The sequence below is a fragment of the Sphingomonas sp. genome, from assembly GCF_965248875.1.
In the GTDB taxonomy this organism is placed as follows: domain Bacteria; phylum Pseudomonadota; class Alphaproteobacteria; order Sphingomonadales; family Sphingomonadaceae; genus Sphingomonas.
In genome coordinates this window covers 1,396,588-1,410,639 of the sequence record NZ_CBDFKR010000011.1, presented here as the reverse complement: position 1 = coordinate 1,410,639, position 14,052 = coordinate 1,396,588, and the positions used below count along the sequence as shown (strand labels likewise).

Annotated in this window: 9 protein-coding genes and 1 tRNA gene; 6 read left to right on the top strand and 4 right to left on the bottom strand. The window is 69.8% G+C overall.

Annotated elements, in window-relative coordinates:
* Nucleotides 1-30: 30 nt before the first annotated feature.
* Nucleotides 31-1,644 carry a M20/M25/M40 family metallo-hydrolase gene (locus ACP2AD_RS14050; RefSeq protein ID WP_425230664.1) on the bottom strand — a complete coding sequence of 538 codons (1,614 nt, stop codon included), beginning with the start codon at nt 1,642-1,644 and terminating at the stop codon, nt 31-33.
* A gap of 103 nt (nt 1,645-1,747) precedes the next feature.
* A tRNA-Tyr gene (locus tag ACP2AD_RS14045) sits at nt 1,748-1,834 on the bottom strand.
* A gap of 201 nt (nt 1,835-2,035) precedes the next feature.
* Between ACP2AD_RS14045 and ACP2AD_RS14040 the strand changes: the two genes are divergently transcribed.
* Nucleotides 2,036-4,411 (top strand): TonB-dependent receptor, encoded by a 2,376-nt coding sequence (locus ACP2AD_RS14040; protein WP_425230663.1) that lies wholly within the window; start codon nt 2,036-2,038, stop codon nt 4,409-4,411.
* A 380-nt stretch (nt 4,412-4,791) separates the two neighbouring features.
* Here ACP2AD_RS14040 and ACP2AD_RS14035 read toward each other — a convergent pair whose 3' ends face one another.
* Together ACP2AD_RS14035 and ACP2AD_RS14030 are read right to left on the bottom strand one after the other, a co-directional pair.
* Complete coding sequence (locus tag ACP2AD_RS14035) at nt 4,792-5,466, bottom strand: phosphatase PAP2 family protein (RefSeq protein ID WP_425230662.1); 675 nt, start codon at nt 5,464-5,466, stop codon at nt 4,792-4,794.
* A 5-nt stretch (nt 5,467-5,471) separates the two neighbouring features.
* A complete protein-coding gene (locus tag ACP2AD_RS14030; protein ID WP_425230661.1) occupies nt 5,472-6,476 on the bottom strand; it encodes a YncE family protein in 1,005 nt (334 codons plus the stop codon).
* A 157-nt stretch (nt 6,477-6,633) separates the two neighbouring features.
* Between ACP2AD_RS14030 and ACP2AD_RS14025 the strand changes: the two genes are divergently transcribed.
* The 5 genes from ACP2AD_RS14025 to ACP2AD_RS14005 are packed head-to-tail and all read left to right on the top strand — an operon-like array spanning nt 6,634 to nt 14,042.
* On the top strand, nt 6,634-7,308 hold the full coding sequence (locus ACP2AD_RS14025) for a response regulator transcription factor (RefSeq protein WP_425230660.1): 675 nt from the start codon (nt 6,634-6,636) through the stop codon (nt 7,306-7,308).
* The gene (locus ACP2AD_RS14020; RefSeq protein WP_425230659.1) at nt 7,305-8,624 is read left to right on the top strand and encodes an ATP-binding protein; all 1,320 of its coding nucleotides are present in this window, start codon (nt 7,305-7,307) and stop codon (nt 8,622-8,624) included. Before ACP2AD_RS14025 ends, ACP2AD_RS14020 begins: the two co-directional genes overlap by 4 nt.
* Complete coding sequence (locus ACP2AD_RS14015) at nt 8,621-9,964, top strand: TolC family protein (RefSeq protein ID WP_425230658.1); 1,344 nt, start codon at nt 8,621-8,623, stop codon at nt 9,962-9,964. Before ACP2AD_RS14020 ends, ACP2AD_RS14015 begins: the two co-directional genes overlap by 4 nt.
* Nucleotides 9,961-10,989, top strand: coding sequence for an efflux RND transporter periplasmic adaptor subunit (locus ACP2AD_RS14010; RefSeq protein WP_425230657.1), 1,029 nt, complete (start codon nt 9,961-9,963; stop codon nt 10,987-10,989). Before ACP2AD_RS14015 ends, ACP2AD_RS14010 begins: the two co-directional genes overlap by 4 nt.
* Nucleotides 10,986-14,042, top strand: a complete 3,057-nt coding sequence (locus ACP2AD_RS14005) for an efflux RND transporter permease subunit (protein ID WP_425230656.1) — start codon at nt 10,986-10,988, stop codon at nt 14,040-14,042. The genes ACP2AD_RS14010 and ACP2AD_RS14005 overlap by 4 nt, the downstream gene beginning before the upstream one ends.
* Nucleotides 14,043-14,052: the final 10 nt, after the last annotated feature.

Sequence of the window (14,052 nt, the reverse complement as noted above, 5' to 3'; positions counted from 1 at the left end):
CCCCTCCCCGTGCCGGGGAGGATTTCACCATCACTCATCCTCGCCGCCATACGCGAACGGGTCGGTCACCACCGGCCGCGTCGGCACCGGCGAGCGGGGGAGCGCCTGTGCGGCGTTCGCCGCCTGGAGCAGTACGCTCGCCAGCACGATCGACCCCTGGCGCATGTCGTCGGCTTTCAGATGGTCGAAAGTGTCGATCGACGAATGGTGGATGCGGCTGTCGTAATCGAGTGGATCCTGGATGAACTGGAACCCCGGAATGCCGACCGCCTGCATGAACACGTGGTCGGTGCCGCCCGTCGGCCGCATCACCACCGTTGACGCACCCATCGATGCGAACGGGGCGAGCCAGTCGCGGAAGATCGGCACCACCGCCGGGTTGTTCTCCGCATAAAGCCCGCGCAGGCGGCCGGAGCCGTTGTCGATGTTGAAATAGGCGGCGAGCTGTGCGTGCTCCGGCCGAACGGTGATCGGCCAGCGGTTCGACCAGCCGTAGAAGCGCTGCAAGCCGGTCGCCGTGGCCGCCCCGCCGCGCGTGGCAAGGTGGCTTTCGACATAGGCGAGGCTGCCGAGCAGGCCCTGTTCCTCGCCCGCCCACAGCGCGAAGCGGATGGTGCGGCGCGGGCGCTGGCCGGTGGCGGCGAGGATGCGCGCCGCTTCCATCACCATCGCCGACCCGGCGCCGTTGTCCGCCGCGCCGTCGCCCGCCACCCAGCTGTCGAGATGCGCTCCCGCCATGACATAGCCCGCCGACGGATCGGTACCGCGGATCTCGGCGATGATGTTGTAGGCCTGTGCGTCGCTGTCGTCGAAGCGGACCTGGGTGTCGATTTCGACCGTCGGCGCCTGGCCGATCTTGGCGAGGCGGGCGAGGCGGCGATAATCCTCGGCGGCGATCTGCACGCCTGGCACCACCTGCGTGTCGCCGGCGCCGAACAGATAGCCTTCGCCCGACACCAGCTTGCCGTCGCGGCCCGATTGCGTGGCATAGGCGAGTGCGCCCTCGGCCTTCAGAAAAGCGTCGAGCTTCTTGGCGAAGTCGAGCCGGGCGAGGCGGCGATCGGCGGCCTCGGGGTCGTAACGTGCCGGGGTGAACTGGTCGAGCCGTTGCAGGTCGTCGGCCGCGAGACGGCGGAAGGCCGGCGTACCGGGCTCGTCGCCGGTGCCGGGCAGCGACACCATCACGATCTTGCCCGTGAGCCGCCCGTGCCAGCGCGCGAAGTCGCGCTCGCGCGCGATCGGCGCGACGATCACCGAGCCTGAGACGGGACCGCTAGTGCCCGGCGTCCAGGCGATCGGGATGGCGGTGAGCTGGATCGGGCGCGGGGCGGTCATCCGGACGCTCGACCGCTCGATCGTCCAGCCGCGGCCGAAGGGAAAGCCTTCCCGGTGGACATTGACCAGCCCCCATTCGCGGAACTTGCCCTGCGTCCACTCCTCCGCGCGGCGCATCGCGGGCGAGTTGGTCAGCCGCGGCCCGATCACGTCGTCCATATATTCGGCCGTCACCATCACCTGGCTGTGGTTAGCGCCCTCGTCGATGATGCGGTTGAGCGCGGGGCCGGTGACGGACGAGCGATCCTGCGCCGCGGCGGCAGCGGTAAGGGCGATCGTGGCGGAGGCGGCGAGCAGCAGACGACGCATGGGCAGTGATCCCCTCGGATGTGTGGCCATGCTGCTATGCGGACGGGCAGGGGAGGGCAAGCCTTGCGCGGCGGCGCGCGGGCTGGGCCATCGCGGGGAACTATGGTGGACAGGGCTGGATTCGAACCAGCGTACGGGAGACCCGGGCAGATTTACAGTCTGCTGCCTTTAACCACTCGGCCACCTGTCCGGATAGCCGCTTTGCGAAAGCGAAGCGGCGCTATGGTGGAGGCGGTTAGCGCTGTCAAACCCGCGAAAATCTCCCCACCAGCTCTGGTGTTTGTCGCGGCGTTGCCACAGAGTCGTCACAACCGGGTGCGAGAGGCACCGCCGTCGCGCATGTCCGAAACGGAATGACGCGGGCACATTTTCAAAAAAGGGGACCAACTACATGAACAGCGCCACGCTGATCGCCCTGCTGCTAGCAGGCGTCGCCACGCCCGTCGTCGCGCAGGCCCAGACCGCTCCGGACGCCGTCCCGGCGCAGGCCGCGGTCGCGCCGGCGAGCGCCGACCAGGTCGACGACGCCAACACCGTCGTCGTGACCGCGCAGCGCCGCAGCGAGAACACGCTGGCGGTGCCGGTCGCGGTGTCGGTGATCCGGCCCGAGGCGCTGCACGACTACGACGCGGCGGGCGGCGACACGCTGCTGTCGCTGTCCGGCAAGGTCCCCAGCCTCTATGTCGAGACCTCGACGGGCCGCATCTTCCCGCGCTTCTACATCCGCGGGCTCGGCAACATCGACTTCTATCTCGGCGCGTCCCAGCCGGTCGAGGTGATCCAGGACGATGTCGTCGAGGAGCATGTCGTGCTCAAGTCGAACCCGGTGTTCGACGTCGGCGGGGTTGAGGTGCTGAAGGGGCCGCAGGGCTCGCTGTTCGGCCGCAACACGACCGCGGGCATCGTCAAGTTCGACAGCGCGCAGCCCAGCGAGACCTGGGCCGGGCAGGGCTCGATCAGCTATGGCCGCTTCAACAGCGTCAACGCCGATGCCGGCGTGGGCGGACCGCTGACCAGCGACGGCCGGGTCAGCTTCCGCCTGTCCGGTCTGTACCAGCGCCGCGACAACTGGATCAGCAACACCTATACCGGCCCGACCGACGACGGCACGGTCGGCGGCCGCAACGTGCTGAACGGATTCGAAGAGCGCGACGTCCGGTTGCAGGTTCTGGTCAGGCCGAGCGAGGCGTTCAGCTTGCGGCTGTCGGGGCATGCCCGCGACTATTCGGGCCACGCCTCGATCTTCTATCGCGGCTCGATCCGTCCGGGCACCAATGCGGTGCCGGCGTCGTTCGATCGCACCGTCGTCGCCTATGACGAGGCGCAGAACAACCCGCAGGCATACCGCACGCACGGCGCGTCGCTGAAGGCGGCGTATGATTTCGGCGGCGTGACGCTGACCTCGATTACCGCCTGGGAGCATGCGTCGGGCTATAGCCGCGGCGACACCGACGGTGGCGCGGCGGCCAATTTCGGCGGCGTCGCGCCCAATTACTGCGCGGTCGGCTGCGGCCAGTCGCAGGGGCGGCTGCGCGGGCTGGACCAGTGGACGCAGGAGGTTCGCCTCGCCAGTCCCGGCACCGGCCCATTCACCTGGCAGCTGGGCGGCATCTATTTCGACCAGCGCGACCGGACCGAGTTCGACCAGCGCAGCTTCTTCCTGACCAGCAACGCGCTGGGTACGACCCCCAATCCGAACAACTTCGTGCTGCTGCGCAACGTCAACACGTCATGGGCGGGATTTGCGCAGGCGAGCTATCGGCTGACCGATCAGCTGACGCTGACGGGCGGCGTTCGCGTCACCCGCGACACCAAGAACACCAGCCTGCTGCTCCACCCCAATTTCGCGACGCTGGCGGTGCCGGTGACGGCGCCCGCTTCGTCCTATGCCTGCGGGACGGCGTTCGTCTGCCGGCTGTCGGATACCAAGCCGAGTTTTGACGCCAGCCTGCTGTATCGGTTGAGCCCCGAAGCTAGCGTCTATGCCCGCGTCGCGCGCGGCTTTCGCGGCCCGACCATCCAGGGCCGCTCGGCGGTGTTCGCCACCGCCTACACGACCGCCGATTCAGAGACCAACACCAGCTATGAAGGCGGCGTGAAGACGTCGTTCTGGGACGGCCGCATCCAGTTCAACGCGGCCGGCTTTTATTACGTCGTCGACAACATCCAGCTCAACGGCAACGATGCGAACGGCAACGGCGTCCTGTTCAACGCCCGGCGCGGCAAGGGCTATGGCACCGAGGCAGAGCTGCAGGCGCGTCCCGTCGAGAACTTCCGCATCGGGGTGGGGCTGAGCCTGCTCCATACGGAGATCAACGACACCGGCGTCTATGCGCAGGCCGGGGCCGCGGGCGGCGTGTTGTCGGAGACGGTGCTCAACCCGACCGTCCGGATCGGCAACAACTACTTCGCCCAGATCAACGGCAATCCGTTCCCGAACGCGCCGGACTACAACGTCAACGTCAACGCCCGCTACGACCTGCCGCTGGGCGACAGCAACAGCCGGCTGTTCGCAGCCGCCGACTTCAACATGCAGGGCAAGACCAACTTCGTGCTGTATCGCTCGGTCGAATACTCGGCGGACGGCAATTACGAGCTGGGCGCGAAGGTCGGCTACGCCTTTGGGCGGTACGAGGCCGCCGTGTTCGCGCGCAACATCACCAACACCAAGAACCTGGTCGATGTGATCGACACCTCGAATTACCGCGCCGGTATCTACAACGATCCGCGGGTGTTCGGCTTGATGCTGAGCGGCAGCTTCCGGTAAGGGTAGGCCGCCAGCCGCAGGGGCCGCGACCGCCCTGCTTTGCTGCCGGCTCAGCGTTCGGTGCGCCGCGGCAACGCCGCGTCGTGACGTCGGACGGGAGCGCTGCGCTTCCCGCCGGCCGCGCTGGCCCGTCTTTGCTGTAGCGCCGCTACAGCAATGCGCGTTGCGGCTGGAGCGGGTGAAGGGAACACGCCACAGCCGTAAGTGGCTGGTGGCCGACGCTTAGCGTCTGCTCAGACTCAGGAGCTGACATGCAGCGCCGACCCTGTAGCTGGCAACAGCTGCCGTCCATTCAGATCGCTTATCGATCTTGCGATGCCTATTCGCACCCGCCATAGCGAACGTGCGCGTATAGAAACATGCGGAGGAGGAGCAGCGCTTCAGCTTCGAGTGCGGGAAAGAAACCGCAGAAATACATGATACGCGAGCAGCGCCCAGCCGCTTCCGATGGCCCAGCCAGAGAGAACGTCGCTCGGCCAGTGCACGCCGAGGATTACCCGCGTGGCCCCAATCGAGCAGACCAGCCCCACACAGGCGACGCACAGATAGAGGCGCACGGCCCTAGAAGACGCACGTTCGGCTGCGATCAGCGCGAGGGTGCCGTAAACGACCGCGGAGTTGGTCGCGTGCCCGCTGGGGAAGCTGGGCGGGTGTACGGCCACGAGGTGTGCGACCACGTCCGGCCTGGGTCGCGCAACGACGATCTTGATCGCTGTGGTGACCAGCCCGCCTGAGGCCGCGGTGCCGCAAAGCCGCAGCGCCGTGCCCCGATCTCTGGCCGCGGCGAGATAGCCTGCGGCCAGCGCCGTCACGATCCAGAGCGTCACGTCGTTCCCGAATGAGGTCACGCCGCTCGCCAATGCGATGCCCTGTCCCGCGTCCCCCGTCGACAACCGCAGCGCCAGCAGGATCGCCGGGTCGAACGCGTCGGCGTTGCCGGCGATCAGCAGCGATCCCGCGACGAGCATGGCTAGCAGGACCAGCGCGCCGATGCTCAGTGCGGCAAGGCCACGGCCGACGGTGGTCGTCGGTATCGAGGCCTTGCGGTCCGCCATGCGCGTCAGGAGGGGCGCACGACGAGCACGCGGAACGTGCCGGGCTTCGCCACCGGGCGCCCACCGGCGGTCGCGGGCGGTCCGTAGTCGGCAGTAGGCAGGTAGACCGCGCCGTCCGAAGGATCGAGCGCGCCCGTCCTCGCGCCGATCGCGGTCCGCACCGTCTCGATCCGGCGCACGCCGCCTGGCCCGTCGAGCGCCAGCACCTCCAGCGTCCCCTCGCGCCCGCACGGAACGAAAGCGAGGCGTCGCGCCTCGTCCAGGATCACCGCGTCCGGCCCTCGGCCGATGTCGACCAGCGCCGCCAGCCGACGCCGCCGTGCATCGACGATCGCCGTCTTGCCATTGGCGCACGCGCTGATCAGCCGCGCCGTCCGCCTGTCATACGCGAGGCCGGTCGGCCCCTCGCATCCGGTCAGCGCGATGGGCGTGCCCACCGTGCCGGTGCGCAGGTCGATCACCTCGATCTCGTTCGCGTCCTCGTCGTTGACGAACAGGGCGCCGCCGGGACCGATCGCGGCATATTCGAGCGCCGGCTTGACCGGGATCGTGCGCTCGACCCGGGCGCCGACGACGTCCACCACTGACACGCTGCCGCTCTCCGCGTTCATCACCAGCGCCCGCCGGGTCGCCGGATCCCAGATCGCCGCGTCCGGGTTCTCGCCCACCGTCAGCCTCGCGGTCTCGTGCCCGTCGCGCGTGTCGAGCAGGCGGACGGTGCCGTCGCGCCCGCTCGTCACCAGCAGCGTGCTCGTGCCGGGGATCGGCAGAGCGGCATGGGCGCGGCTGACCGCGCCGATCGAAGAGCTTGCGCCGCCATGCGCGAGGTCGATCACGGTCACCGCGTCGCCATGCGCGACATAGAGGCGACGTGTCGCCGGGTCGAACCGCGCATAGTCCCACCCGGCCCCGTCCGGGCCTGGGATGCTGCTCGCAACCGCATGGGACGGCGCGGGCGCGGCGCCCGGGAGGAATGCTGCCAGAACGATAAGGAGGAGCTGACGGCGCATGATGGGCACTCCGCTTGGGATGGTGCCGATTTCCTGCTGCTTCGTCCCGGCGGACGCCAGTTCTTCGTTCGAGATTGGGAAAAGATAACCTCCCGCCCCTCGCCCCCGCGCCTAGGGCTGGTATCCGGGCAGGGCTTCAGGAGCGTGGCGCGGTCGCATGCATGTGCTGGTTGCCGAGGATGATCACGGAACCGCCGCCTATGTGAAGCGCGGGCTGACCGAACTCGGCCACGCGATCGACGTGGTGCACGCCGGCGGCGCGGCAGTCAGCCGCGGCGTATCGGGGGGCTATGACGTGATCGTGCTCGATCGCATGCTGCCAGAACTGGACGGGATGGAGGTGCTGCGCCGGCTGCGCGCCGCTGCGGTCGCGACGCCGGTACTGATGCTCACCGCGCTGGGCGGCATCGCCGACCGGGTGGAGGGGCTCGAAGCCGGGGCCGACGACTATCTGGTGAAGCCGTTCGCCATGCCCGAGCTCTCCGCGCGACTGAACGCCCTTGCCAGGCGAGCGCCGACTGCGGAGCTGCCCACGCGCTTCGCGGTGGGTGACGTGACGCTCGACCTGCTCCGCCGCGAGGTGTTCCGCGCCGGTCGACCCGTGCTGCTCCAGCCTCGCGAGTTCGCCCTGCTCGAGCAGCTGATGCGCCATGCGGGACGGGTGGTCACGCGCACCATGTTGCTCGAGCTGGTCTGGGGCTTCCGCTTCGACCCGCAAACGAACATCGTCGAGAGCCACTTGAGCAGAGTGCGCGCCAAGCTCCGCGAGGCCGGCGCCGACGATCCGATCGAAACCGTCCGCGGTGCCGGCTATCAGATGCGGCTGCCGTGACGGCATTCACGCGCAGCGCCGCCTATCGCATCGCCTTCGCCTATTCGGCGGCGTTCGCGCTAGCGATCCTGTTGCTCGGCACCGCCGTCTATTTCGCGGCGGACCATGAGTTTCGCCGACAGCGCGATGTGGCGATCTCGGCGGAGACGGGTCGCATGGCGGGTCTCGGCGATCCTGCGGCGATGGCGCGCGATATCGAGCTGCGCAGCCGCACCCACGCACGCGAGGGGTTTCTGTACGCCTTGTTCAATCCGCACGGCCGCCGCGTTGCCGGTGGACTGGACACGCGGGTGCCCGCTCCGGGGCGCGCCGACATCGTCTTTCGTGACGGCGGTGACCCCGCCGACACGGCGCGCGCCGAAACCGTCGCGCTCGCGGCCGGATGGCGTCTAACGGTCGGCGTCGATGCCGAACCGGTCGAACGCATCAACGAGACGATCTTGTTGCTGTTCGGGATCGCGTTTGCCGCGGTGATGGCCGTGGGCGTCATCGGTGCCCTGCTGCTGGGCGGCTACCTTCGGCGACGGCTGTCCTCGATCAGCGACACGGCCGCGGCGATCGTCGGCGGCGAGCTCCACTGGCGCGTGCCGGTGAGCGAGCGCGGGGATGAGTTCGATGCGGTCGGCCTAGCGGTCAACGCAATGCTCGAGCGGATCGGACAATTGATGGACAGCCTGCGTCAGGTGTCGGCCGACGTCGCCCACGATCTGCGCACGCCGCTGGTGCGGTTGCGCGCGCAGCTGGCGCTGGTCGGCGTAGAGGAGGGGGCGGCCGAGCGCGCGCTGGAACAAGGCGATCAGCTGCTCGCAATGTTCGCCGCCGTGCTCCGCATTGCGGAGGTCGAGGGCGGCACCGCGCTCATCAAGGCCCCAGTCGATCTCGGCCGGACGGTGCTCGATGTCGCGGAGGCCTATCAGCCCGCCTTCAGCGACGTCGGCCAGACGCTTCATTGGGCAATCGCGGCCGATGCGGTGGTCAGCGGCGACGAGCAGCTGCTCGCCCAGGCGCTGGTCAACCTGCTCGACAACGCCCGCATCCACACGCCGCTCGGCACGAACGTCAGGATCGAACTCTCAACCGACGCCGAACAGGTCGTGTTGTCCGTCATAGACGACGGACCCGGCGTTCCGGCGGGCGACCAGACGCGCATCCTGGAGCGCTTCGCGCGCAGCGAGGCGAGCCGGACCACGCCGGGTCACGGCCTCGGGCTCAACTTGGTGGCGGCGATCGTGGCCGCACATGGCGGCGAGATGGCGGTGGCGGATGCCGCACCGGGGCTGCGGATCACGATTACGCTGCCGAGGATCTCGTCATGAAACGCGGCACGCTCGCCCCATCGCTCGCGCTGTCCCTAACTCTTGGGGGGTGCGCGACCTACGCTCCCCTCCCGCTGGATCGGCAGGCAGCGGACCGCCCCGTCGATCTCACGGTGGTGCTGCGCGAAGCGGCGGCGGTGCGGCGGCCGTACCTGACACCGGTCACGATTGACCTGTCGCAGCCGCTCGACGGCAACGCGATCGCGACGCTGGCCGTGGTCAACAATCCCGATCTGAAGGCGCAGCGCGCGCGGGCGGGCGTGTCGACGGCGCAGGCGTTCGCCGCGCGCTTGCTGCCCGACCCGACGCTGACGCTGGGCGTCAGCCCGGTGCTGAGCGGGCCGGACCAGTTTCTCGACCTGGTCGCCGGGTTGGGCCTCGATCTCGCCCAGCTGCGCTCGCGTGGCGTGAGGGTGGCGCAGGCGGAGGCGCAGGCGCGGCAGGTCCGGCTCGATCTCGCCTGGGCCGAGTGGCAGACGGCAGGCCAGGCGCGGATCAGGGCAACGCGCATCCAGGGGCTGGGGCGCAGCGCCGCCCTGGCCCAGGCGACGCTGGCGAGCGCTCGGTCGCTGTTCGAGCGCACGCAGCGTGCGGTCGGACGCGGCGACCTGGGCGGTGACACGGCACAGGCGGCACGCACCGCCTTCGCAGACGCCGAGGACAAGGCGCGCGTCGCGACGCGGGATCTGGGTGCTGCGCGGGGCGAGCTGGCCGCGCTGCTCGGCCTCCCGATCATAGCCGTCCAGCTCGCGCCCGCGCCGGTCACCGACTTGCCGCTAGATCCCGACCGGCTGGTCGGCCTCGCGCTCGCGAATCGAACGGACCTCCAAGCGCTGGAAGCCGGCTACGCCGCGCAGGAAGCGGCGGTGAGGAAGGCGATCCTGGACCAGTTCCCCACGCTCGCGCTGAACGTGAACGCGAATCGGGACACGGCGGGCAATCTCATAGTCGGCCCGACCGTCGACTTCACGCTGCCGCTGTGGAACCGTAATCGCGGCGGCATCGCCGTCGAGCGCGCGACGCGTGCGGCGCTGAAGGCGGAGTACGAAGCGCGGCTGGCGCAGACGCGGGCGGAGATCGCGGCGGCCGTTTCCGGTATCGCCGTCGCCCGCCGCCAGCGCGAGGCAGTATTGCGCGATCTGCCGTCGGCAAGACGGTTCGCGCTGGCGAGCAGACGCGCGGCCGACCGCGGCGACCTCGCCCGCTCGGCCGCGGAGACCGCGGGACAGGCGCTACGCGATCGGGAGACGACGCTCGCGCAGGCGGAGCAGGACATCGCCGAGCAGATGATCGCGCTTGAGCTCCTGACAGGCACGCTGAGGGAGGCGTGGACACGATGACGAAGTTCGGAACGTCCATTTGGATGGCCGCGTCGGCGATGCTGCTCGTTGGCTGTTCGGGGTCGACGGAGGAGGAGAAGCCCGCCGACCCGGTTGCGCTGGTGACGCTCGCGCGCGCCGAGGCGGGAGCGGTCGCCGGCACGGTTACCATCTACGGCGCGGCCGAGCCGTCACCCGGATCCAAGCTGGCGCTGGTCGCGCCTGCGGAAGGCGTGGTGCTGTCGATTGATGCGCCTCCGGGCACGGCGGTGCGCGCCGGCCAAGTCGTGGCGCGGCTGGCGCCGTCGCCGACGACGCGCCTCGATCTTTCCAAGGCGTCCAGCGACGCGCGTGTCGCCGACCTTGCGCTGGCACGCGCCCAACGGCTGCGCGCCGATGGCCTGGGCAGCAATGCCGAGGTGGAGAGCGCTCGAGCCGCGGCGCGCAGCGCCGACCTCACGCGGTCCAGCCTCGCCGCGCGCAGTGGGGGATTGCTGATCCGCGCATCGACCGCGGGCGTGGTTGATGCGGTGACGCCGTCGCCCGGCGACGTGGTGCAGCCCGGCGGCGATGTCGCGTCGATCACGCGAGATGGCGCCGTGCGGGCCCGGTTCGGAGCCGATCCGGAACTGGCGCGAACGCTCAGGCCCGGCATGCCGCTGCGTATCAAGGCCAACGCTGGGCGGCCGGCGCTTACCGTGCCGGTCGAATCGATTGCGCCGACCATCGACCCCCAGACGCGGCTCGTCGCGGTGTTCGCGCGCGTGCCGGCCGGGAGCGCCATTGTCGCAGGCGAGGCGCTCGCGGCTGACGCCCCGGCGTCGCGGGGATCCGGCGGCGTCTCCGTCCCTTACGCCGCGCTGCTCGACGATGCTGGTCAGCCCTACGTCTTCGTGGTCGCGAACGGCGTCGCCCACCGGCACGACGTGACGGTCCAGGCGCAGGCGGGCGGCCGGGTGTCGCTGGCAGGCATAGGCGCCGGGGACGCGGTGGTCGTCGAAGGCGGCACTGCGGTCGAGGACGGCATGAAGGTCCGCACCCGGTGACCGCCGCGATGGAACGGCACGCGCGGGCGCTCTGGCTGGCGGCGGTGCTGCTGGTCCTTGGCGGCGTGTTCGCGGCGACGCGACTGCCGGTCAGCCTCTTCCCTCATATCGACTTCCCCCGCGTCGTCGTTTCCATCGATGCGGGCGAGCGCGACCCGGCGCAGATGGCGGCGCAGATTACCCGCCCCATCGAGATCGCGCTCCGCGGCGTGCCGGGCGTCAGCCACCTGCGTTCCACCACCAGCCGGGGCTCGGCCGAGGTCGCGCTCGACTTCCCGTGGAGCCAGGACATGGTCGCGGCGACGCTGGCCACGCAGGCTGCGCTGGCGACGGCGTTGCCGGACCTGCCGCAGGGTACGCGCTTCGACGTCCGCCGGTCGGATCCGACCATCTTCCCGGTGCTCGGCATAGCGCTGACCTCGCGCAGTCTCGATCAGAACGCGCTCAGGCAGATCGCGGAGCTTCAGGTCCGGCCGGCCTTGTCGTCGGTGGACGGCGTCGCCGCGGTGGACGTGCTTGGTGGCTCACCGCGCGAGCTGGCCGTCGACGTCGATCCCGCCAGGGCGCAGGCGGTCGGCCTCTCGCTGGACGCAATCGTCACGGCGCTGGGCAAGGCCAACGACGTCCGCGGCGTCGGCCGGCTTGAGGATCGTCACCGGCTCTACCTCGTGCTCGCCGAGAGCCGGCTGACGAGCGCGGCCGACCTCGCCGCGCTGCCGGTAAAGGCAGGACAGACAGGCGGCGCAGGGCTGGTCACGCTGGGGCAGATCGCGACCGTCCACCCGGCTGTCGAGCCGCAGTTCACGCGAGTGACGTCAGGTGGGCGCGACGCCGTGCTGGTCAACATCCGGCAGGCGCTGACCGGCGACACGGTCACGGTCGTGAGCGACGTCGATGCGCGGCTCCATTCCCTCGGTCTGCCGCCGAGCGTCACCGTCACCCCCTTCTACGATCAATCCGAGCTGGTGACGGGTGCTGCCAATGCCGTCCGGGATGCCATCCTGCTCGGCGCGGTGCTCGCCGGGGTGGTGCTTCTCCTCTTCCTTCGCTCGGTCCGGCTGACGCTGATGACCGCACTGATGCTCCCGGCTGTCCTGGCCTCGACCTGCCTGGTGCTGTTCGCGCTCGGCATGGGCTTCAACATGATGACGCTGGGCGGCATGGCCGCCGCCGTCGGGCTCGTCGTCGACGACGCGGTGGTGATGCTGGAGCACGTCATGCGGCGGCTCCAGGAGGGCAGCCGCGACGTGTCCGTGGCGGCTGCCGAGATGGCGAAGCCGCTCTATGGCTCGACCGCAGCGACCATGATCGTGTTCACGCCGCTCGCCTTCGTCTCCGGCGTGACGGGCGGGTTCTTCAAGGCGTTGGCCCTGACCATGGTCGCGGCCTTGGGCCTCTCGCTCCTGTTCGCGCGCTTTCTGCTGCCGCTGATCGCTGCACGGTTCGTCCGTCCCCGCGACATCGAGGCCGCCGACCGCGCCGGGCCGATGCTGGCCCGACTTGAGCGATGGAACGGGCACGCCTCCGACCGCGCGCTGGCCCGGCCGGCCCTGTTCACCGCGCTGCTGGGCGTCGGACTGGCGCTGATCGGCTACGCGGCGTGGAACCACGTGCCCTCCGGCTTTATGCCGGCAACCGACGAGGGGGGGTTCATCCTCGACTACAAGGCGCAGTCTGGTGCCGCCCTGTCCGACACCGACCGTCTGCTCCGGCAGGTCGAACGGATCATCACCGCGACGCCGGAGGTCGCCAGCTACTCGCGGCGCACGGGCGTCCAGCTGGGCGGCGGGCTCACCGAAGCCGACGAGGGGGACTACTTCATCCGCCTGAAGGGCGGGTCGCGGCGGCCGATCGAGGAGGTGATGGCGGATGTCCGCGGGCAGGTTGAAGCGAAGATTCCCGGGCTGGAGATCGAGACTGCGCAGCTGATGGAGGACCTGATCGGCGACCTCACCGCCGTGCCGCAGCCCATCGAGGTCAAGCTGTTCGGTGACGATCCGGCGGCCCTCGCGGGAGCGGCGAAGCGGGTCGGCGAGGCGATCGGGAAAATCAACGGCGTGGTCGAGGTCGTGGACGGCCTTCGGGTCGCGGGCGACGCGCTGACGGTCAAGGTGAACCCCGCCGCGGCGGTTCAGCAGGGCTTCGACCCCGATGCGGTCGCGACGCAATTGGAGGCGCTGATCGGCGGGGCCCAGGCGACCAGTGTCAGGTTGGGCGAGCAGCTCGTGGCAGTGCGGGTGCGCGCGCCCGCCGACCTGCGTGCCCGCGCAGACGACATCGCGCGCCTGCCGCTGACCGCGCCCGATGGCCACCGGGTGAGCGTCGGCCAGATCGCCACGGTGTCGGTTACCGCGGGCCAGACGCAGCTGACGCGCGAGAACTTGGCGCCCTTCATCGGCGTCACGGCGCGACTAGAGGGTCTAGACCTCGGCTCGGGGGTCCGGGCGGTGCAGCAGACGGTGGCGGGCTTGCACCTGCCACCCTCGATCCGCGTCGACTATGGCGGTCTTTACGCGCAGCAGAAGCAGAGCTTCGCCGACTTGACGGCCGTCTTTGTCGCGGCGCTGCTGCTGCTCGCGCTATTGCTGACGCTGCTGTTCGAGCGGCTGGTCTGGACGATCGCGGCGGTCGCGACGGTGCTGCTGTCGGCGGCGGCTGTCCTGGGCGGCCTGTGGCTGACCCGGATCGAACTGAACATCTCGGCGCTGATGGGCCTGACCATGGTGGTCGGCATGGTCGGCGAGCTGGTGATCTTCTTCCTCGCCGAGCTCCCGGACGAAGGCGCGGTGGACGTGCCCACCCTGCGCGAGGCGGGCGCGAAGCGGCTGCGTCCGATCCTGATGTCGGCGCTGATCGCGATCCTGACGCTCGCACCTTTGGCGCTCGGGTTCAGCCGGGGTGCGGGCCTTCAGCAGCCGCTGGCGACCGCCATCATCTTCGGCCTGACCGCCGCAGTGCCGCTGGTGCTGCTGTTCCTGCCGGCGCTGATCGCGGTGCTCGAGCGTGGGCCGTTTAGGCGGCGTGCGGCTGCTGCTAGAAAAGAGTTTGCCTGATGTCGTTCCG

Excerpts from the sequence above, each read along its gene's own strand:
- ACP2AD_RS14035 (WP_425230662.1), bottom strand. The coding sequence starts at position 5,466 with ATGGCGGACCGCAAGGCCTCGATACCGACGACCACCGTCGGCCGTGGC.
- ACP2AD_RS14050 (WP_425230664.1), bottom strand. The coding sequence starts at position 1,644 with ATGCGTCGTCTGCTGCTCGCCGCCTCCGCCACGATCGCCCTTACCGCT.
- ACP2AD_RS14030 (WP_425230661.1), bottom strand. The coding sequence starts at position 6,476 with ATGCGCCGTCAGCTCCTCCTTATCGTTCTGGCAGCATTCCTCCCGGGC.
- ACP2AD_RS14010 (WP_425230657.1), top strand. The coding sequence starts at position 9,961 with ATGACGAAGTTCGGAACGTCCATTTGGATGGCCGCGTCGGCGATGCTG.
- ACP2AD_RS14040 (WP_425230663.1), top strand. The coding sequence starts at position 2,036 with ATGAACAGCGCCACGCTGATCGCCCTGCTGCTAGCAGGCGTCGCCACG.
- ACP2AD_RS14015 (WP_425230658.1), top strand. The coding sequence starts at position 8,621 with ATGAAACGCGGCACGCTCGCCCCATCGCTCGCGCTGTCCCTAACTCTT.
- ACP2AD_RS14025 (WP_425230660.1), top strand. The coding sequence starts at position 6,634 with ATGCATGTGCTGGTTGCCGAGGATGATCACGGAACCGCCGCCTATGTG.